This window comes from Simiduia curdlanivorans (assembly GCF_030409605.1).
In the GTDB taxonomy this organism is placed as follows: domain Bacteria; phylum Pseudomonadota; class Gammaproteobacteria; order Pseudomonadales; family Cellvibrionaceae; genus Simiduia; species Simiduia curdlanivorans.
This window is the reverse complement of record NZ_JAUFQG010000004.1, coordinates 2,776,462-2,796,823: the sequence shown is the minus strand read 5'-3', so window position 1 is coordinate 2,796,823 and position 20,362 is coordinate 2,776,462. Positions and strand designations below refer to the sequence as shown.

At 49.5% G+C, this 20,362-nt stretch carries 21 protein-coding genes; 6 read left to right on the top strand and 15 right to left on the bottom strand.

Annotated features, from left to right (window positions below):
* Positions 1-33: 33 nt before the first annotated feature.
* The 7 genes from QWY82_RS12275 to QWY82_RS12245 form a co-directional block, all read right to left on the bottom strand.
* Entirely contained in the window at positions 34-246 is a 213-nt protein-coding gene (locus QWY82_RS12275; protein WP_290262744.1) for a cold-shock protein, read from the bottom strand.
* 190 nt (positions 247-436) lie between these two features.
* A complete protein-coding gene (locus tag QWY82_RS12270; protein ID WP_290262742.1) occupies positions 437-1,159 on the bottom strand; it encodes an S-methyl-5'-thioinosine phosphorylase in 723 nt (240 codons plus the stop codon).
* A 1-nt stretch (position 1,160) separates the two neighbouring features.
* Positions 1,161-1,712, bottom strand: coding sequence for a hypoxanthine-guanine phosphoribosyltransferase (locus QWY82_RS12265; RefSeq protein WP_290262740.1), 552 nt, complete (start codon positions 1,710-1,712; stop codon positions 1,161-1,163).
* The gene (locus tag QWY82_RS12260; protein WP_290262738.1) at positions 1,709-2,824 is read right to left on the bottom strand and encodes a mechanosensitive ion channel family protein; all 1,116 of its coding nucleotides are present in this window, start codon (positions 2,822-2,824) and stop codon (positions 1,709-1,711) included. Before QWY82_RS12260 ends, QWY82_RS12265 begins: the two co-directional genes overlap by 4 nt.
* A gap of 23 nt (positions 2,825-2,847) precedes the next feature.
* Positions 2,848-3,864 (bottom strand): beta-N-acetylhexosaminidase, encoded by a 1,017-nt coding sequence (gene nagZ, locus QWY82_RS12255; RefSeq protein WP_290262736.1) that lies wholly within the window; start codon positions 3,862-3,864, stop codon positions 2,848-2,850.
* A gap of 33 nt (positions 3,865-3,897) precedes the next feature.
* Positions 3,898-4,527, bottom strand: a complete 630-nt coding sequence (locus QWY82_RS12250; RefSeq protein ID WP_290262733.1) for a TetR/AcrR family transcriptional regulator — start codon at positions 4,525-4,527, stop codon at positions 3,898-3,900.
* Positions 4,528-4,664: 137 nt separating this feature from the next.
* Positions 4,665-5,318 carry an LOG family protein gene (locus QWY82_RS12245; RefSeq protein WP_290262731.1) on the bottom strand — a complete coding sequence of 218 codons (654 nt, stop codon included), beginning with the start codon at positions 5,316-5,318 and terminating at the stop codon, positions 4,665-4,667.
* Positions 5,319-5,456: 138 nt separating this feature from the next.
* Here QWY82_RS12245 and lexA point away from each other — a divergent pair, with 138 nt between their 5' ends.
* Positions 5,457-6,065 (top strand): transcriptional repressor LexA, encoded by a 609-nt coding sequence (lexA, locus tag QWY82_RS12240; RefSeq protein WP_290262729.1) that lies wholly within the window; start codon positions 5,457-5,459, stop codon positions 6,063-6,065.
* On the top strand, positions 6,065-6,484 hold the full coding sequence (locus QWY82_RS12235; RefSeq protein ID WP_290262727.1) for a cell division inhibitor SulA: 420 nt from the start codon (positions 6,065-6,067) through the stop codon (positions 6,482-6,484). The genes lexA and QWY82_RS12235 overlap by 1 nt, the downstream gene beginning before the upstream one ends.
* A gap of 114 nt (positions 6,485-6,598) precedes the next feature.
* On the opposite strand, the gene QWY82_RS12230 is transcribed toward QWY82_RS12235, so the two are convergent.
* The 3 genes from QWY82_RS12230 to topA form a co-directional block, all read right to left on the bottom strand.
* Positions 6,599-6,859, bottom strand: coding sequence for a hypothetical protein (locus tag QWY82_RS12230; RefSeq protein WP_290262724.1), 261 nt, complete (start codon positions 6,857-6,859; stop codon positions 6,599-6,601).
* A 62-nt stretch (positions 6,860-6,921) separates the two neighbouring features.
* Positions 6,922-7,395, bottom strand: a complete 474-nt coding sequence (locus tag QWY82_RS12225) for a DUF6586 family protein (protein WP_290262720.1) — start codon at positions 7,393-7,395, stop codon at positions 6,922-6,924.
* A complete protein-coding gene (topA, locus tag QWY82_RS12220; RefSeq protein WP_290262718.1) occupies positions 7,395-10,076 on the bottom strand; it encodes a type I DNA topoisomerase in 2,682 nt (893 codons plus the stop codon). The genes QWY82_RS12225 and topA overlap by 1 nt, the downstream gene beginning before the upstream one ends.
* 340 nt (positions 10,077-10,416) lie before the next feature.
* On the opposite strand from topA, the gene QWY82_RS12215 reads away from it, so the two are divergent.
* The gene (locus QWY82_RS12215) at positions 10,417-11,157 is read left to right on the top strand and encodes a hypothetical protein (RefSeq protein ID WP_290262715.1); all 741 of its coding nucleotides are present in this window, start codon (positions 10,417-10,419) and stop codon (positions 11,155-11,157) included.
* A gap of 4 nt (positions 11,158-11,161) precedes the next feature.
* Here the strand turns inward: QWY82_RS12215 and QWY82_RS12210 are convergent, their stop codons facing one another.
* The gene (locus QWY82_RS12210; protein WP_290262711.1) at positions 11,162-11,647 is read right to left on the bottom strand and encodes a hypothetical protein; all 486 of its coding nucleotides are present in this window, start codon (positions 11,645-11,647) and stop codon (positions 11,162-11,164) included.
* Positions 11,648-11,736: 89 nt separating this feature from the next.
* Between QWY82_RS12210 and QWY82_RS12205 the strand changes: the two genes are divergently transcribed.
* On the top strand, positions 11,737-12,174 hold the full coding sequence (locus QWY82_RS12205; RefSeq protein WP_290262708.1) for a universal stress protein: 438 nt from the start codon (positions 11,737-11,739) through the stop codon (positions 12,172-12,174).
* Positions 12,175-12,180: 6 nt separating this feature from the next.
* On the opposite strand, the gene QWY82_RS12200 is transcribed toward QWY82_RS12205, so the two are convergent.
* Positions 12,181-14,076: an ATP-binding cassette domain-containing protein gene (locus QWY82_RS12200; protein ID WP_290263534.1), complete on the bottom strand. Its 1,896-nt coding sequence runs from the start codon at positions 14,074-14,076 to the stop codon at positions 12,181-12,183.
* 299 nt (positions 14,077-14,375) lie between these two features.
* Between QWY82_RS12200 and QWY82_RS12195 the strand changes: the two genes are divergently transcribed.
* Positions 14,376-16,493, top strand: a complete 2,118-nt coding sequence (locus QWY82_RS12195; protein WP_290262703.1) for a transglycosylase SLT domain-containing protein — start codon at positions 14,376-14,378, stop codon at positions 16,491-16,493.
* On the opposite strand, the gene QWY82_RS12190 is transcribed toward QWY82_RS12195, so the two are convergent.
* Positions 16,490-17,425, bottom strand: a complete 936-nt coding sequence (locus QWY82_RS12190) for a chemotaxis protein CheV (protein WP_290262701.1) — start codon at positions 17,423-17,425, stop codon at positions 16,490-16,492. The genes QWY82_RS12195 and QWY82_RS12190 overlap by 4 nt on opposite strands.
* Positions 17,426-17,559: 134 nt before the next feature.
* On the opposite strand from QWY82_RS12190, the gene QWY82_RS12185 reads away from it, so the two are divergent.
* Positions 17,560-18,783 (top strand): EAL and HDOD domain-containing protein, encoded by a 1,224-nt coding sequence (locus QWY82_RS12185; protein WP_290262698.1) that lies wholly within the window; start codon positions 17,560-17,562, stop codon positions 18,781-18,783.
* A gap of 65 nt (positions 18,784-18,848) precedes the next feature.
* On the opposite strand, the gene QWY82_RS12180 is transcribed toward QWY82_RS12185, so the two are convergent.
* Entirely contained in the window at positions 18,849-19,094 is a 246-nt protein-coding gene (locus QWY82_RS12180; RefSeq protein ID WP_290262695.1) for a glutaredoxin family protein, read from the bottom strand.
* A 59-nt stretch (positions 19,095-19,153) separates the two neighbouring features.
* Entirely contained in the window at positions 19,154-20,296 is a 1,143-nt protein-coding gene (locus tag QWY82_RS12175) for a DUF5610 domain-containing protein (RefSeq protein ID WP_290262693.1), read from the bottom strand.
* Positions 20,297-20,362: the final 66 nt, after the last annotated feature.

The following is a 20,362-nucleotide window of genomic DNA, read 5'->3' as shown; positions in this document are numbered from 1 at the left end:
CACCGGCCTGAGCCGGTGTTTTTTTAGTGCGACTTAGACACAGACGACATCTTCAGCCTGCATGCCCTTTTCGCCAGTCAACAATTCGAATTCGACATTTTGACCTTCTGCCAGCGAGCGATAACCCTCACCTCGAATATTGCGGTAGTGAACAAACACGTCCTCTTGCTTTTCACCGAACGAAATAAAACCATAACCTCTGGCGTTGTTAAACCATTTAACAACCCCAACTTCACGATCAGACATGTTGTACAACCTCATTATTGTTATTTGTGTATTACTTGCTGCGCTAGGCTCTCGCTATTAGTCAGCACCGAGCCTCAATCAACCGCCAACCTCCCCTAGGCCCACGATTGCAACCCCTATATTTAAGCGATTATGAAAGCGCTGTAAAGAAATAATTGTCGATTTTTAGCGTAAGCCAGCGATTTCAACCTTAATCCGCCGCTAAGCCCTCAATGAGGCCTTGAACCATTGGCCGAGTTTCATTCAATATGGCGAAAATAGCATCCATCGTAATACATTGTTCACTCAGCCCCGCAGCCCAGTTCACCGAAATACACAAACTGGCATAATCCACGTTTAACTCGCGCGCCAAACTCGCTTCCGGCATAGCGGTCATACCCACCAAATCACAACCATCGCGTTTCAAGCGCTGAATCTCGGCGGCGCTTTCCAACCTCGGCCCTTGAGTGCAGCCATAAACACCAAAATCGATCAACCCCAGCCGGCGACTTTGCGAAAGTGCGACCAGCTGGCGACGCAAAGCACCCTCAAATGGCTTGGAAAAATCCACATGCATTACCTGGTCAGACCAAAAACTGTGCGCCCTACCCCAGGTATAATCAATGATCTGGTCGGGCACAATTAGCGCTTCGGGGCCCATGGACGCATGTATCCCACCTACCGCATTTATCGCCAAGATGCGCGTAACTCCCAGCGCTTTTAAAGCCCATATGTTGGCTCGATAGTTAATTTGGTGCGGTGCAAGATTATGGGCTGGGCCATGACGGGACAAAAATGCAACGGGCTGATGGTTAATAGTACCAAGCTGAATAACAGCGCTGGTCGCACCATAAGGGGTATCGACTGACATGTCGCGGCTGGCCTGAAAGCTTGACCAGGTCTCCCAACCACTGCCGCCAATGACCGCCAACATACTAAAACTCTTCCTTAGGCATGAAATAAATGGCGGGCAAATTACGATACAGGCCGGAATAATCCATACCCATTCCGAAAACAAAATGATCGGGAATGGGTAAACCCACAAAATCCGCCTCGAAACTGACGCGTCTGCACCCACTGGGCTTAGCCACCATCACGACGAAGGTCACCTGCGCAGCACCCGCGGCTTCACAAAAAGCTTTGATGGCTGCACAGGTAACACCCTGATCGAGAATATCATCGAGCACGATGACAGTACGGCCAAACAATTGCACCGATGGCCGGACTTTCCAGCTCAACTCACCGGTTTTATTGGCGCTATCGTAACGGGTCGCATGTAAATAATCACAGATAACGGGGAATTGAAGTTTGGGAATCAGTTGGCCCGCAAATACCATGGCGCCATTCATCACCGTTAAAACGACAACTGCGTCTGCTGCGTGATTGAAGCTGGCATTAAGCTCATCCGCCAAGCGCGTCAATGCACACTCAAGTGCCGCTTGATCAACCAGCAACATCGCTTTCTCTGGAACAACGTCTGCACTCACTTAGCTTGCGCGCCCGCATCAGACCTTAGCTCACAGGCAACTGTTTCTGGCACATGTAAGGTCGTGGTTGGGAAAGCGCACTGAGCGCCGTGGGCGCGAACAATCTCTAAAACTTTCAGTAGGATATCCTGTTTTATTTTATGGAACTCTACCCAATTGATGGTTTTGGTAAAGGTATAAATAAAGAAATCAAGTGAGGACGGCGCGAAAGTATTGAAATTAACGATTAGGGTTTGGTTGGTATCAATATCGGGGTGCGCACGCAACATCGCCTCTACATCTCTGACAATAGCATCCATGTGGTCGGCATCGTCATAGCGAATACCCACCGTTTCATAGATGCGGCGGTTCAACATTCTGGACGGGTTTTCTACCGCAATTTGAGTAAATACGGCGTTGGGGACATAAAGCGGGCGCTTATCAAAGGTGCGAATACGGGTTAAACGCCAGCCAATATGCTCAACCGTACCCTCAATGGTTTTATCCGGTGATCTGACCCAGTCACCGACGGCGAAAGGCCTATCTAAATAGATCATTAAGCCGCCGAAAAAATTGGCCAACAAATCTTTAGCGGCAAAGCCTACAGCAATACCACCAATGCCGCCAAATGCAAGCACGCCAGAGATGCTATAGCCAAAGGTCTGCAGGCCGACTAGAACCGCCGTGATGATTACCGAGAGCCGCAGCAACTTACCCAGCGCCATAACGGTGGTTTCGTCGACCGGGGCATCCATGAACTCAGGGTCCATTAAATTGTGCTCGGCGCGCTTGATAAAGCCGACCACAAACCACGTTAACAGCACAATAATGCCGGCCTCGCGCACCGGTGCAACCAAATCAAAAATATCGGAATCAGAGGTGTTCTGCACTATTTCGGCAGCCCAACTTAAACCCACCAGCCAGAACACCCATTCGAGCGGTTTTTGCGCCGATAGATACAATGCGTCGTCCCATACACTTTTCGTGGCACCGGCTAATCGCACCAGCTTTCGCAACACACGCCGCACCACAAATGCAACCAGTAGCGTAATAATAACGATGGAAAACACCTGAACCATCCAAGCGCTTTCACTGGACACTAGACTGCTAACAGCTGCTAAAAAACTTTCCATGAGCCCAACAATATCCTCTTTAGTTAAACCATTGCTTCAATAGGTAATAAGCTGACCACCTGCTGCCAGCGAGCATCACGACGTAAATCATCCCAATGCACGCGTTTGCGCATTCTCATGCGTGAAATACGCTTGTTTGGCAACACCGATTGCTTGGCCAAATGTTCGACCACCTGCAGCGCGGCAGCGCGATCATTGCATACCAACACCATATCGCACCCGGCGGCCAGGGCGAGCTCTGCTCGAGCAGTGAAGTCACCTGCACTTTCGGCACCAGCCATGGATAAATCGTCGCTAAAAATGACGCCGTCGAATTGCAATTGCTGGCGCAATTTTTCCTGCAGCCACTTGCTTGAAAAGCCCACCGGCAAATGATCAACTTCTGGAAACACAATGTGCGCCGGCATTAATGCATCTAACTGATCAATCAGTTGAGTAAAAGGGATAAGGTCGTGGTGCTGTATTTGCGCTAAGGGCCGATGATCCACGGGCTGCACCAAGTGACTATCACCCGTGACTGAACCGTGGCCCGGGTAGTGTTTACCGGTAACGGCCATCCCTGCCTCGTGCATACCCCGAATAAACGCGCCGGCAAGAACAACCACTTCGTCCGGGCGCGGCGAAAAAGAACGATTTGCAATAATCTTGCAATTATTCTCATCCACATCGAGCACTGGCGCAAAGCTTATGTCGATATCGCAAGCTAACAATTCGCTTGCCATCAACCAGCCAATTTGCCGCACCTCCTCGAGAGTCGACTCGGCGTCTCGCCTAAAACTCGCTAAAAAACTTTGCATGGCTGGAATGCGGGAAAAACCCTCGCGAAAGCGCTGCACTCGACCACCTTCGTGATCCACCGCAATAATAATATTAGGTTTGCATTCGCGTATGGATAAAACCAATTGCTGTAGTTGCGCGAGAGATTCAAAATTTCTCGTGAAGAGTATGACCCCTCCTACCTGCGGATGAGCCAACAACTGCCTATCCTCATCATTGAGAGAGCGACCCTCAATGTCCACCATGACTACACCCAGTGCCATTCGTATCTTGCCTTAATGATTGAAAACCGAAATTTACTTAACGTTGAACATACCCGAAAGCGCGGGCACCATCATTTGCGTCGTACCTGTTAGCGTGCTGTCCAAACCGAAATCCTCTTTTAGAATCTCGCTAATAGAATCAAAGCTCGACAAGGTAAAAATTGTCGCTCCAAGCATAAAATATAACCGCCAATAGAAAGTCACCGGGTCTATGCCCGGTGCTGCCTTGAGCAATAAACTAGTGAAGTGCTGATAATACTTGTGATATCGAGCAATAATAAAGCGGCGAATATGACCCTGTGATTGTGCGTAAGCCAAGCCCAATAAGCGCATAAAACGCTGCGCTGCATAACTACCCTCTTCCGAGCCGTCGCAAATCGTAGAAAACAAACAATCGAGCAAATCTTCAGGCGTTAAGTCGCTGCCTTTGCGCTCAATCAACTTCACCAAGGAGCGCTCCAGCTCTTGACAGAAAGGAGTCAAAAAACGTGCGAACACCGCTTGGATTAGCTCTTTCTTCGAGCCGAAATGGTAATTGACCGCGGCGAGATTAACACCGGCGGTGCTGGTTATAGTTCGGAGGGAGGTTTCCGCGAATCCGCGCTCGGCAAATAATGCCTCAGCCGCGTCAAGAATACGGGCGACGGTATCTGTTTCAGACATGATAAAGGCTCTATTATCGAAGGCTAGTTCAGCCACCGAACATACGTTTACATGAACAAACTGTCAAGAAATCATATACCTAGCTAAATTCAGGACCGCCTGCGCCCGAACAGAGGCAAATCCCGAGTCGCTTGCTGTCAATGAGCAGCCTGAGCCGACTTTTTAACCACGTGGGCCTTAATAATGTCGACGGCCTCTTGGGGCGTATCCACCAATTGAATCAACTTCATATCCAGCGCATTGATATTTCCATCGGCCAGCATGGTGCTTGTTAGCCAAGTGACTAAACCTTTCCAATAGCCCTTGTCGACTAATACGATGGGAAAAGGCTCAACCTTCCCTGTTTGCACCAAGGTTAAGGCTTCAAACAGCTCATCTAAGGTGCCAAAGCCGCCGGGCATAATCACAAACCCGATGGCGTGTTTAACGAACATAAACTTGCGCACGAAAAAGTAACGAAACGTCAGGCTAATGGTTTGATAAGGGTTGGGGTCCTGCTCCATGGGCAAGGTGATATTGAGTCCGACGGAATCTCCACCGGCCATCTTCGCGCCCTTGTTCGATGCCTCCATAATGCCGGGGCCACCGCCGGTGATGACCGGAATACCGCTCTCGGCAAATAATCGCCCAAGCGTCTCTGCGGCCTTATAGTATGGGTGCTCCGGAGGGGTGCGGGCGCTGCCAAAAACAGTCACAGCGCCCCTAACTTTTATCAGCTGCTCAATACCATCTACTAATTCAGACTGTATACGCAGTACGCGCCAAGCCTCAGGCATTTTTGCGTCAAGCATAAAAACTCCTTAAATTTCAATAAATTACCAATTCAATCGGCAATTAAAGTATAGCTGAGAGATTTAAGCGCTTGCCGAAACAATTTTACTGTATATAATCACAGCAACTGTATAAAAAAACAGACTCAGGGAACCGCTATGATCAAACTCACCGCCAGACAACAAGAAGTGCTTGAGCTAGTGAAACGCGCCATCGACGAAACCGGCTATCCGCCTACTCGTGCCGAGATAGCGCAGGAGCTCGGTTTTAAGTCGGCCAATGCCGCTGAGGAGCACCTCAAAGCCCTAGCACGTAAGGGTGCGATTGAAATGGTGGCGGGCGCTTCTAGAGGCATTCGCCTACCCGAATCCGAAACCGGTATTCCATTGATCGGCCGCGTTGCGGCAGGCAATCCGATTTTGGCGGAAGAGAATATTGAAGAGTATTGTGAAATTCCAGCATCCTTCTTCAGCCCAAGCGCCGACTACCTGCTCCGTGTGCACGGTATGAGCATGAAAAATATCGGCATTTTAGATGGCGACCTATTAGCCGTTCACCGCACCACGGAAGCGAGAACAGGCGATGTGGTGGTTGCACGTATCGATGAAGACGTAACCGTTAAACGCTTCGAGCACCGCAGAGGTACGTCATCGATAAAACTACATCCAGAAAATGAAGAGTTTGATGTCATCGAAGTGGATCTAAAATCCCAGTCTTTTGCCATAGAAGGGCTCAGTGTCGGCGTTTTAAGAAGAGGCAAGCACTAATGAATATCGCTGCACACACGCATAATCAACCTCTTGCTCGTAAAGCCCCGGCAGTAGAGCGCTGTAGAAGCACGCGCTTAACCGAGCTAGTCGTACCCAACGCCGAACAACACACCCTGCTGCTACCCATGTTGCAGTACCTAAGCAACCAGCACAAAGATCGCTGGGTTACCATCATCAGCGATAAGGCCGTATCCCAGCGTTGGCTCAAGGAACAAGGGGTTAACGTAAACACGATTCGGGTTATTCAGGCCCAGCACGTTAACGACGCGCTGTGGATGACCTGGGAAGCTGTCGCCAACGGTACCAGCCACACAGTCATAGCAGAGCTGGGCGTACAAACGCAGACTGTCATTCGCGAATTAGAGCAGGCAGCCGACGAAGGCGATTGTCGTGTTGTGCTGGTCAGAAGCCGCTAGGAACTTAAGGTACTTAAATACTTAAGGAGAGCACTGAAGTAGCTCTAAATCATGAGCCTGAGCTACGTCATCTTAATAGTGCTCTGCGCACTTAACGGCACTTAGCCACTTAATTTAGTGAATCGTTTTTTGTTCGGCACCTGCGGCATCTATCGACTGGACCTCTGTCTCTAAGGATTCCACCGCAAGCTCGCCCGCCGCCTCCATGCCCGCTTCGATCATGGCTTTGGCGACTTCATACTTACCCTCTTTGAGAAAATGCATAGACTCCTCAGAGAATTTAATCACCACCAAGGGTTCGCCATCCTCACTTGCACGACGTAGCGCGATTTCACCTGTTGATAATTCGATGATTTCATATAGATCTGAGGACATAACAACTCCCAAAACAGCTTGAATTGCTATTCTACCAGCATTTGAATTTGACTTCTCGCCACTTAGTACTCTTGACCAAGGGCACGATTTCGCTCAATCAATTGCCGTAGCGCCAACAGAACTGCCTGCGCCTCGGCAAGATTCCACGAACCTACACCTGAAACTGCAATTAGATTGTGCGGCTGATTAACGCCAGAATCTATTGCTATAGCTGCCGGGCTAGTGGCGCGAGCAAGCAAACTAGAAAGCCATGAGTCATTCATCTCCAAGGCTTTTAATTCTTCAAACTCCGCCGGGCAGCCTCTACCGCTTGGGATAGCGTTAATTACGGTCACGATTGAACTTGAGCGCTCGCAGGCCAGGCGTTGGCTCTCTGCCAACTCTTGCAAGAAGGCGCTGTAAGCAACCTGTAGATGCCAGGTCAAGGATTGTAGTAACGCCTCTTTTAACCAGGGTGCGGACTCAGCCTTGAAGTGCTCAACCAAGGTTGAGCACCATGCCAGTTGCTGATTTACCAAGTTCTGCGAATAGCTCACTAGGAAGACTTTTTCTTGGCTGGTTTTTTGGCTGCCGCTTTTTTCGCCTTTGGCTTTTTAGCGGCATCAATCAACCATTTACCACCTTCATACACCGCTTTCCAGCCAGAAGCCTTGCCCTCCACCTCCGTCTGCACATAGTGAACTTTTTCTTTTCGGTTAAAGCGCACAATGCTGGGATTACCCTCCTCGTCCGCTAACGGCGCAGAAAACAAAAAGGTGTATTTGGGGTCTATTTCGGCTTTGTGGGGCATCAATTCCGACAACAAAGGCGCACGTGTTTCTCGGTTCTTAGGGAATTGGCTCGCCGCCAAAAACAAGCCTGCAGCACCGTCGCGCAGAATGTAGTGGTCATCCACTTTTTGGCAGATCAGCTCCGGCATAGGAACCGGGTCCATCTTCGGTGGCGCCGCCTCGCCATTTTTCAACAGTTTCCGTGTGTTTTTACAACTATCATTGGTACAGCCAAAATATTTGCCAAAGCGGCCGGTTTTGAGCTGCATTTCACTACCGCACTTATCGCACTCCAAGACTGGGCCGTCGTAGCCCTTAATCTTAAATGTGCCCTGCTCCACTTCAAATCCTGCGCAATCTGGGTTGTTACCGCAGATATGTAGTTTTCGAGTTTCATCGAGCAGGTAACTATCCATTGCTGCTTTACATAATTTGCAGCGGCGCTTTTTCCGCAGCATGCGGGTTTCCGCCTCGTCATCATCGGCGCTGATAGCTTCATCGCCGGAAACCAAGTTCATGGTATTTTTGCAGCGCTCTTTTGGCGGCAAACCGTAGCCCGAACAACCCAAAAATACGCCGGTGGAACCGGTTCGAATTTGCATGTGCCGGCCACAATTAGAGCAAGCTATATTTGTATCCGTTGGGTCGTTAGCGCGCATGCCGCCGTCTTTACTCTTGGCCGCCTCAAGCTTCTTAGAGAAGTTCTGGTAAAACTCGTTTAACACCTCCTGCCAACCGCGCTCGCCCAGCGCCACTTTATCGAGCGACTGCTCCATTTCGGCAGTAAAAGAGAAGGCCATTAAATCATCAAAGCTCTCAACCAAACGCTCGGTCACTATGTCGCCCATTTTCTCGGCAAAAAAGCGCCGCGCCTCAACCCGTGCGTAACCGCGGTCTTGAATTGTCGAAATAATTGCCGCGTAAGTTGAAGGCCTGCCTATGCCACGTTTTTCCAGCTCTTTAACCAGCGCAGCTTCCGAGTAACGCGCTGGTGGCTTGGTAAAATGTTGATTGGGATCGAGCTTTTCTAAATTTAAGACTTCGCCGACCGACACATCCGGCAACACCACGTCTTCATCTTTTTTCGCCTGTACCGGCATGACCTTCATAAAGCCATCAAACCGAATAACGCGACCACGGGTGCGCAACTCATAACCGGCGGCCTGTACCACCACGGAACTGGAAGTAAACTCTGCCGGCGTCATTTGACAGGCGACAAACTGCTGCCAAATCAAACCATAGAGGCGCTCGGCGTCGCGCTCCATGCCTTTTAAATGCGCGGGCATCAAACTAACATCTGACGGCCGAATAGCCTCGTGCGCCTCCTGTGCGCCCTCCTTGCTGCCATAACTCATGGGCGTTTCAGGCAGATAGCGCTTACCAAAGTTATCTAAAATATAATCGCGGCAATGCCCTACCGCTTCGGCAGACAAGTTGGTCGAATCGGTACGCATGTAGGTAATATAACCCGCCTCGTACAGACGCTGCGCCATCATCATGGTCTTCTTAACGCTAAAGCTTAAGCGTGTACTCGCCGCCTGCTGCAAAGTCGAGGTGATAAAAGGGGCGGAAGGTCTAGACTTGGTCGGCTTATCTTCGCGCTCGGCAACAGTGTAAGTTGCGCCCTCAAGCGCCTTAACAGCAACCAGCGCGTCCGCTTCCGTTAGGGGCTTAAATGCTTGGTCGTTATATTTTTTAACTTCAAAGCGTAATTTTGCTCGGTCTTTGGTCAGTAAGTTAGCAAATAAATCCCAATACTCTTCCGGTACAAAGGCGCGAATTTCCTGCTCCCTTTCTACCAACAAACGTACGGCAACGGATTGGACTCGGCCGGCAGACAAACCGCGTGCGACCTTTTCCCAGAGCAGCGGGGACACCATATAACCCACTACCCTATCGAGAAAGCGACGCGCCTGCTGAGCGTTAACGCGATCCAGATCTAGCTCACCGGGCTGGGAAAAAGCATCTTGAATCGCGGATTTGGTAATTTCATTAAATACCACGCGTTTATAACGGCTATCGTCGCCGCCAATGGCTTCGCGTAAATGCCAGGCAATCGCCTCCCCCTCTCTATCCAAATCCGTTGCGAGATAGATAACATCAGCCTTCGCCGCCAACTGCTTAAGCTCACTGACTACCTTTTCTTTGCCCGGTAGAATTTCATAGTGCGCGGCCCAGTTGTTGTCCGGGTCTATGCCCATGCGATTGATTAATTGCTCGCGCGATTTAGCTTCTTTGTGGGCAATTTTGTCCTTGGGTGACAATTTGCGCGTAATAGCCGCCTGGCGAGCCCGCTCTTTTGGGTCTACAGCGCCTTTCGCGCTACCGCTAGTGGGCAGGTCGCGAATGTGGCCAACACTCGATTTGACAACGAAATCACTGCCTAGGTATTTATTGATGGTCTTTGCCTTTGCGGGTGACTCGACAATAACAAGTGATTTGGCCATATAGGGTCTCTAGGGTTAAGTATTGTTTCTATATATAGACTATTGCGAATAATGCACAGTCAGCTGCCCATTAAGGGCTCAGGGTGCGCATATATAAAACCTCACAGCGAGTGGGTCAAGTCATTACTTTTTAGCACACCTTGCTGACAGGGGCGATTTACTCGCCACGCCTAGCGTCCTAAAGGCTTTTTTAAGGTGCGATTAATCACTCACAACCTATTGATTTTATTAAACTAAATATACTTTCTTATAAAGTTAAGATTTCGCTGGCCGATAACCCACTGGGTACATTAAATTTAGTTTTGAGTTTTTTTGGATTTTTTACAGTGCGGAGTCAGAATTGACCAGCTTGATTATTTTTTGCACTATCGCCGTGCTTTCGCTATTGGTGGTCAGTATTGCCAACCAGCGCGAGGAGCGTCAGCGATCTAGGCGTATCAGGATGCATAAGTTAAAGCTACGGGTAGATGAGCTCGAGGCCCTGTTATTGAACCTGGTCAACTTACAAGAAAATCAAGATGTTCTGATTCAGATTAACGATGAAATCATCGATATGTACCGCGCCATGATGCAATTGGATTCGAGCCAAACTTACCTAGAAGCTGGGCTCAAAAATGCAGAACAACGCAACGCCTCACTGTCAGAGCCGCTCGCCAATCCGCCCAAGCGACTATTGGAAAGCGATGCCAAGATCGCGTTGGCGCAAAGACACCTTACCGAGGCCGCGAAGGTTATCCGGCACCGCCAAGCCCACGCAAAAATATCCATGGAAGAGATGCAAATTTACGTCAAAGAACTTAGCTATCAACACCTCATGGTCGACGTTATATCAATGATCGGCCAAGGGCATAAAGCGACAAACAAATCCAACCCGCTGTCGGCACAGGCGTTCTACAAAAAGGCCCGGCAAATGTTGATTCAATCAACGCACTCAGACCCGCGCCGACATCAGCTAATTAAAGAGGTCGCCGAATTGCTCGACGGAAAAAGAAAATCGATCAGCCCGTCACTCATGCCCGAAACCTTTTTAAATCCCGACACTCAAAATGACAATCAAAACCAACTTCTCGACGATTTCTAAGTAATCAACCGGCCGCCTTAAGTTTCAGTTGAGTTTCATGTAACCACGCCAGCAAAAAAACCAACTCTTGCTCAGAACCAGATTCTTTCCAATACACACCAAGCCCAGCCGGGCTCGCAATCACCGACTTAACACTCTCAGGCAGCAATGCTAATTGCTGGCTAAGTACGCTAATTGCAGGAGCACTAGCGGCATCAGACTGCCAGGACCAAAACTCATTGAGATGCAAGCCATGGCTGTAGGATTTTCGCACTAGCTGCCAACACAAACCCTGCAGCGAAGGGTCAACCCAAGGCAGGGAATAACAAGCGCTACCCACCAATTCTGCCATCGCCTTTGACGCCAGTGACACCCTCACCCCTTGTCGATTGGCTAGTGCTCGCATACGCGCAAGTTTTTTTTGACCCGCGCTGGGTTGAAACATCATTACCGGCCCAACCGCCAATGCGACAACGGCAATGATAATCAACCAATTTGTCCAACTACCCATTTATAAACTCCATCGCTTAATAATTGGTGCTTTAAAGGAACGCATAGGCGCGCTAGACTAAAAATTCCACTCAGCAGGAGCACGCCACTATGAATAGTTACCAACACATTGTCGTAGGCGTAGACTTATCGCCAGAATCGCACCAAGTTATCGAGCGCGCCGTTCAAATAGCGAAAAACCATAACGCCAAGCTACTCCTAGCACACATCATCGAGCCACTCGCCTTCGCCTACGGCGGCGATATCCCCATGGATTTAACCGAGGTTCAAGAACAGCTGCAGACGCAAGCGAAGGGCCAATTACATAAACTTGCCCAGCAGTTTGCTATTGATCAAACCCAATGCCATCTCTTAGTAGGCCAACCGGCAGCGGAGCTCCACCAACTTGCCACTGAGCACAAATCCGAGCTCATTATTGTGGGTAGTCATGGTCGCCGTGGTTTGGCGCTAATACTCGGCTCAACTGCCAATGGGGTGCTTCACGGCGCGCACTGTGACGTTCTGGCCGTGCGCATCCAAGAGCGCTAACTTTCACTAGAGCGAATCCAACTCAGACCAACGCTCAAAGGCACGCTCCAAAGCGGCTTCTTGACTTGCCAGCTCAGCCAAAACAACGTCAGTTACTGTGCGCTCTTGTTCGAAAAAACTGGCCTCGGCAATCTGCGCTTGCAACTTGCCAATGTCGTTTTCGAGTTGCTCGATAGTTTGCGGTAGTTGTTCCAACTCGCGCTGCAATTTATAACTGAGTTTTTTTGACTTTTGCGCGCTGTCAGTCGTCGAGCTTGCACTCTGATTAGCGGGCTCTACTTTTGCTGCAACCAGAGGCACGACAGATTTATATTTATGCCAATCGCCGCCCTGCCGCTGCCAATCTTCATAGCCACCCACATACTCATTAACGATGCCATTGCCCTCAAACGCAAAGCAACTGGTCACCACATTGTCCAAAAAAGATCTATCGTGGCTAACCAGTAACATTGTGCCCTCGTAAGCGGACAGCAAATCCTCTAGCAGCTCCAGCGTTTCAACATCCAAATCATTGGTCGGTTCATCGAGCACTAACAAATTTGCCGGCTTACTAAATAGTCGCGCCAATAACACGCGGTTGCGCTCACCACCCGATAGCGCTTTCAAGGGCGTTCGCGCTCGCTCGCCGGTAAATAGGAAATCGGAAAGGTAGGAAATAATGTGTTTTTGACGGCCGTTAACATCGATAAACTCTCGGCCTTCGGCGATGTTATCGACGACGTTCTTTTCCAAGTCCAACTGATCTCGAAGTTGGTCAAAGTAGGCAACACTAATATTCGTGCCCAATCGAACACTACCTTGCTCCGGCACCAGCTGACCCAAAATAATTTTCAATAGCGTGCTCTTACCGGCGCCATTGGGGCCCAAGAAGCCAATGCGATCCCCGCGCACGATGGTCGTTGAAAACTGACTGATCACCGGCCTACCGGCAAAGCTCTGGCTGATATTTTTTAACTCGGCAACTAACTTGCCGCTGTTTTCGCCTTGCTGCACCTCAAACGACGCCTGCCCGTGCCGCTCCCGGCGCTGGGCGCGCTCGACGCGCAAGGCCTTTAACGCGCGCACACGCCCTTCATTTCTTGTTCTACGGGCTTTAATGCCCTGGCGAATCCACACTTCCTCTTCCGCTAACCGCTTGTCGAACAAGGCATTGTGGCGCTCTTCCTCAGCCAGTTGCTGTTCGCGAAACACCAAAAAGCTTTTATAGTCGCCGGTCCAACAGCGCAGATGACCACGGTCTAACTCGACAATGTGTGTGGCTAGTTTTTGCAACAAGGCTCGATCGTGAGTGACGAATACAACAGCCCCTTTAAAAGCCAGAATCTGCTGCTCGAGCCATTCGATCGCCTCGATATCTAAATGGTTGGTCGGTTCATCTAACATCAGCAGATCGGGTTCGATCACTAATGCCTTAGCCAAGGCCACACGCCGACGCCAACCACCCGATAAAGACGCCATAGTCGCCTCCCGCGGCAACTGCAAACGGGTCAAGATGGACTCCACCTTTTGCTCAATGGCCCAACCATCTTCTGCCTCAATCTGCGCCTGTAACTGGCCAAGGCGGCGCATATCAGGCTCTGGATCTACCGCCAACTTATGGTATTCGGCAATTAGCTCGCCCACATGATCAAAAGCTTTGGACACCACCTCAAATACCGTCAGGGCATCTGGCTCGGGCAAGTCCTGTTCCAGTCGCGCTAAGCGCAAACCCGGCTGACGCCAGATCTCGCCACCGTCAAGCTGGACTTCGCCACCGATAATCTTCATTAAGGTCGACTTACCGGCGCCATTGTGGCCGATCAAGCACATGCGCTGGCCGGGTTCCACAAGTAATTGGACGCTGTCCAAGATAACTTGCAGCCCAAAATGAAGGGAGGCATTGTCAAAGCGAATTAAGGGCATAGAGACTTCATCAACAGCAATTAAAGATGCGCGCATGATACGCATACAGGCGCGGCCTTGCACCCAGCACAAACATTTTAGATAGCTATACTATGGAATTAGCTAATCCCATGTTATAACTATGTGTTAATAATCATTGCGCAATATTTACGCAGCAGTTAGTACGCAGCAGTTTGAAAGTCTGTCAGCCGTTAGACCAATTTGAGGTAACTATGGTCCTTCTCGCGCAAGCGACGTCCAACGCATGTCACTGGGCAATTCGGCATTTTTCTTCGGCCTCACGCTTTAGGCTCGAGCCGGTGCTTTCCCTAATCACCCTTTCGGCGTTGCTCGCCAGCGCACAACTGAGTGCAACAGAGCAGCCGCTATTGACCAGTAGTAGCAAGAGTGATCAGGCAGCACCCGCTAACCTTATCGAACAACAGAATTTACCCGTTAGCTCGACGGCACCCATGCTCGGTATATTTGCCACAGATAACGTCAAATTTATCACCCAAAGAGCCGCTTACCTCGAAGCACAAAAGCTCTTACCCAATACTAGCAGCCGGCAATTTATCGAGCTTAAAGCTTCGCTTAAAGGCTATCCGCTCGAGCCTTATATCGACTATCGAATTCTCTCTCGCAAATTGAGCAAGCTGCCCTATCGCGAGGTAGACGAATTTTTAGATGCCAACCCAAACAGCTACTTAGGCAATAGGCTATTGAGGGACTGGCTGCTGACGCTTGAGCGCAAGCAGCACTGGCACGACTACCAAAGCTATTACCGAGCCGACTTAGGCGATACAGACTTAGCTTGTTACCACTTAAAAGCCCGCTTGCTCACTGGCGATGAAACTGCCTATACCGAGGTTACCAACCTATGGAATGTGGGCCGCTCGCAACCAAAAGCCTGCGATAGCCTATTTAAACTTTGGCAAAACGCCGGCCAGCAGACGGCGCAACTCACCTGGTCTCGGGCGACACAGGCAATAGAGGCGAAAAATCGGAGTCTAACCCGCTACCTCGCCAAATACGCGCCGGCAGAGATAAAATCGAAGCTCGACCTGCTAGTGGAGGTTGATCGCTACCCCGAGCACATGGATCAAGTTCGACGCTTCGCCGAACAGTCGCCAGAAATGCAATTTATTATTTTGCATGGTATTCAGCGCTTGGCTCGAAAGGATGCGGGCAAAGCACTGAAGCTTTGGGAAAGGTATGACGCTCAACATCTATTTGCCGACCAGAAAAGGATTGAAACACAGGAACTGCTCATCGCCCATCTGTCTCGACAAGGGCTCACTGACAAAGTGACCGAACTTGCTCAAAGCATGAGTAACTATTCGAACATCGATATGATCAGCGGTTTAGCCCGCGACGCATTAGCAAATGTAGAGTGGGAGCTGGCCGATAAATGGATCAGACGCCTGCCGGCCGAGGAACTCAATTCTTCTAGATGGCGCTACTGGTCCACCAGAATTGCTGAAATCCAAGGCCACTCACTCCCGCCCTACCCCGATATTGCCAGCAGTTATAAAGCACTGGCAAAAGAGCGCAGCTTTTACGGTTTCTTAGCGGCAGATAGATTAGGCCTGCCCTTCGAGCTCGAGGACGAACCGTCGAAAGTTACCCTAAACGATCAACACTTTGTTGCCAACTCAGCCTCCATTTTGCGCGCTAAGGAATTGTTTGAGCTGGGCCAAATCAATTTTGCTCGGCAGGAGTGGCGCTTCGCCTCGCGCCAATTTAGCCCGCAACAATTACAAGCCGCGGGCGCTTTGGCGGCGAACTGGGGTTGGTATCGCGGTGGCATTCAAGCCATGATTGACGCACAATCTTGGGATGATTTAACCGTTCGCTTTCCATTAGCTTTTGAGTCAGTGGTTAAAGCTGAAGCCAAAAATCAAGCCATGGATGCCAACTTACTGTTCGCTATCGCGCGCCAAGAAAGTGCCTTTTCACCCGATGCGAAATCACCCGTTGGTGCACTTGGGCTGATGCAACTGATGCCTGCAACCGCAAAACAAACGGCAAAGAAAGCCGGGATCACCTATAGGAAACACGATCTCCTATCGCCGGAAACCAATGTGGCACTCGGCAGCCGCTATTTAAATGAAATGCTGGGGCGATTTAATGGTAACCCCGCCTTCGCTGCTGCCGCTTATAACGCCGGGCCCCACCGCGTTACCCAATGGCTGAGCCAAGGCCGCGATCAACTGCCACTAGACGTTTGGATTGAGACAATCCCCTTTAAAGAAACCCGTGGTTATGTGCAGAATGTCATGGTGTTTTCAGTTATTTATGCCTACCGCAACGGCAGCGATATCGAGTCTTTAAAAGACACTTGGTATGTCCCTAATCCGGCGCAAAAACAGAGCCAAAGCACCAGCCTGCCTGCAGGCCAGGGAAGCACCGTCACGAATGGAGCCGCCGCTTACTAGCCTAGTGCGACCCTTAATCGCTCTTGCACTAGGTTTGCGAGACTGTCGGGTTGGAATTTGGACAGGAAGTCATTACAACCCACTTTTTCCACCATCGCCCTGTTGAAATTACCGCTCAAAGAGGTGTGAAGCACCACGTAAAGGTCTTTTAATGCCGGGTTTTTCCTAATTTCGTGGGTTAATCGATAGCCATCCATTTCGGGCATTTCCGCATCGGTTATCAACATAAAAATATGCGAGTTAATATCCACTCCCTCGCTAACCCAGCGCTCTAGTAGCCTTAGCGCTTGTAAGCCATCTTGAACACCTATCACTTCTACACCCAAATGCTTCAAGGTTTCCTTCACCTGATTCATCGCGGTGGAGGAATCATCGGCCATCAATATTTTCATCTTATTGGCTTTGGCTTGGCTCGCTAACTCGCGGTCTAACACGTCGCTAGAGACACGGGTGTCATAGGGAATGATTTCGGCTAACACCCTCTCTACATCCAAGATTTCAACAATGTTGTTATCGATATGGGTAATCGCGGTTAGGAAGTGCGAACGGCCGGAACCAGAAGGTGGTGGGAGAATGGCCTCCCAGTTTAAATTCACGATTCGGTCGACCGATTTTACTAAGAAACCCTGAATGCTTCGGTTGTATTCAGTGACGATCATATTGCTATTAGTTATGTCAACTAATGGTCTTAGACCAATGGCCGCACTTAGATCAATCACCGAGATAGTCTGATCCCGCAAGTGCGTCACACCCTTAACCACGCTGTGGCGATGCGGCATCATGGTAATGGGGGGTACTTGCACGACCTCTTGAATCTTAAACACGTTCAGGGCATACATTTGCTGGCCAGCTAACTTAAACAACAGTAATTCAAGCCTGTTTTCCCCGACCAGCTGTGTTCGAGCATCAACACTTTGCAACAATTTCGACATAAGACAACCCCAAAAATCCCTGATTTTTAGCTTAGACCAATAATTACTGGTTATCGGCCGCACGGGGGGATATCTAGAGCTACACTTGCTTTTATCTTCCCTTGCTGTGAGATATCCCAGATCTAATTAAGCCCATGGATAAAAATCAACCTCTTTTAGCGCGCCAACCCATATTCAATGCCAATATGGAGGTTTATGCCTATGAGCTACTTTGCCGCGACAGCCATGAAAACAGGGCCAATGTTATCGATGGCGATCAGGCGAGTTCGCAGGTACTACTAAGAACCTTTACCGATCTAAGCATTGGCGAGGTAGTCGGCGAGCATAAAGCGTTTATCAATTTTACCCGCAACTTACTGCTCACCTCCCCTCCCTTTAGTCGAACACAATTAGTGATTGAAGTTTTAGAAGATCAATTGGTTGACAACAAAATGTTGGCAGCGCTTGGGCAACTTCGGGCGCAGGGTTATACCATTGCATTGGATGACTTCACACTGAATTCCTGCAGCTTCAAAATGTTGGAATATGCCGACATAATCAAGCTCGATGTTTTAGCCTTATCCAACCAAGAACTCGAAAATCATGTCAATCGCTTAAAGCCATTAGGCGTTAAACTACTCGCCGAAAAAATTGAAACTTATGACATGCTCGAACGGTGCAAAGCCATGGGATTTGAACTTTTTCAAGGCTATTTTCTTTCCCGCCCACAAATCATGCTCGGCGCAAAATATGCGGAAAGCCGGCAAACCATCATCCAATTGCTAGCGCAATTGAACGACCCAAGATCAGAAATCGATCAAATAGAACAAATAATTTCACAAGATCCGGTACTGAGTTATAAGTTACTCAAACTCATTAACTCCGCAGCCTTTCACTTTGTCTGCAGTATCGAATCCCTACGCCAGGCCATTACATTGCTGGGGCTCATTCAGGTTAGAAGTTGGATTACATTACTGTCCATGGCTAGCATTGATGGTAAACCGCGTGAGTTAAGTGTAACCACCATGGTAAGGGCACGCTTTTGTCAAACCCTCGGAGAAGCAGTAAGTGGTGTAAGGCGAGGCGACACCTATTTTACCGTAGGGCTATTGTCCACCATTGATGCCTTTATGGATGAACCCCTTGACATTTTACTCAGTAAAATTTCGATCAGCGACGTGCTGAGCAACGCATTACTGCACCACCAAGGGCTAGAGGGAAAAGTATTAAAGGTTGTAAAACAATATGAAAAAGCCGACTGGGATAATATCGACTGGGATATGCTTGAAGCTCGAGGGGTGGAAGAGTCGGCGCTCAGCCACTTCTACACCGAGAGCCTAGTCTGGGTAACCGGCGCACTTGAAACGCTGGTTTTTTAACCTATTGGCTTGAAGTCACCACAGCACCACTAATCCGTTATACATTCAACCACCTAACTAACCATTCAAGCATTCAAAAAACGAATAACTTGCGCTTCAGTAAATGGCCAAGATAATTCGGCTTCGCAATCCTGAACACGCAACACCGGAATTCGAGTGCCATAGGATTCTATTAACTCATCGGAATCGGCAATATCTTTTTCAATGAATTGTATTGGCTTGGGGCAGCGGTCCAACGCTTTAGCAACGATATTTTCAGCGACTGAACACAGGTGACAGCCGCTGGTAGCAAACAAAATAAGCGTTTTCATGAAGGTTTTCCCTACCGAAAAACCCGCATTTTACCCGTAACAACGTTAAAGCTCCATCGCTAAGCCGTAGCAAGTTTTTCTGCCATCGCATGGTTAACATCGCCAAACAGTTTGTGCAAATTACCCATGCTACCTTTCACATCTTTAAGTTCTTGATCGGCCTCAAGCCGTTCAGCCAACAGCGAGTTTAACAACTCATTTGAATTCAAAAACTGTTTCGCCGACTCCAGCGCCGATTGCACCTGATCGGCAAGCTGGCTAAAGGGCTGCATAGGCGCTCTTAAAGGCGAAGTCTCGTTCGCGCCCTGACCATAAGTCGTGCGAACTTTCTGAGTAACAGAGTACTTTAGATCGACGGCAAAACTGGCAATCTCCTCGGCGTCGAAGCCCAAATCTAAGGCGGCTTCAAAAGCTGCATCGAGATCGCCATTAAAAAACTGCTCGGAAAGATCATTTACTTGTGAGAGCAAATCATTAATTGCCGCTATCTCGTCAGCATTTAGGTCGCCATTAATGGTTAAATCAAACTGCTGACTCTGATTGACTCTTAAGGAGCTGCCCTGAGCAGACTCGACACCTTTGGCAGCGAATCGGCTACTGGCAGAAATAGTAACCTTATCGCCCTCTTGTGTTTGAACGGTAAAATCAAAGCTCTTTTGGGCCTTAACCACACCCGCTTGGCGTTGAATATTACCGACCCCAAACCTATCGACTTGCGCCGGCTTTTCAGTGGGGGTAGTTGGTGTAGGTATCGCACTCGTATCAAGGCCAAGCTCTTCGGCGAGCTGCCCCAATCCTTGCATCACTTTATCGTAGGTCGCACCGATATCATCGGCCAATGCATCGGATAGTAAACCCATTTCGCTCAACTGCTCTTTCGCCTCGTTAAAGCCCTGAAGGAAACCTTTTAGCCCAGCATCGAAACGACTTTGTAACTGCGCCTTGCTATCGCCGTTGGCAACATCCACCTTCAACTGATTTTCAATGAACAGCAAGATGTTGCCAGCGGCACGATCGGCCGTGACCGGAGCACTAGTTACAGCGCTGGGGCCTTCGAGCGCTTTACTCGACTGGGTAGGGCTTAATCCTACAGGCGCCCGCTGGGTTTGACCTGCCAGCGGCTGCTGGAGATTTGAATTCAGGGAGCGAAAGCCCTGACTAGCTTGATATTGTGATGTGAAAGAGTGAATTGAGCCTAACATCTTCTCTGCCTCCGTCCCGTTCGTTCGGATAAGAATTCCGGTATGAAGGGGTATCGGCAGAGCGCT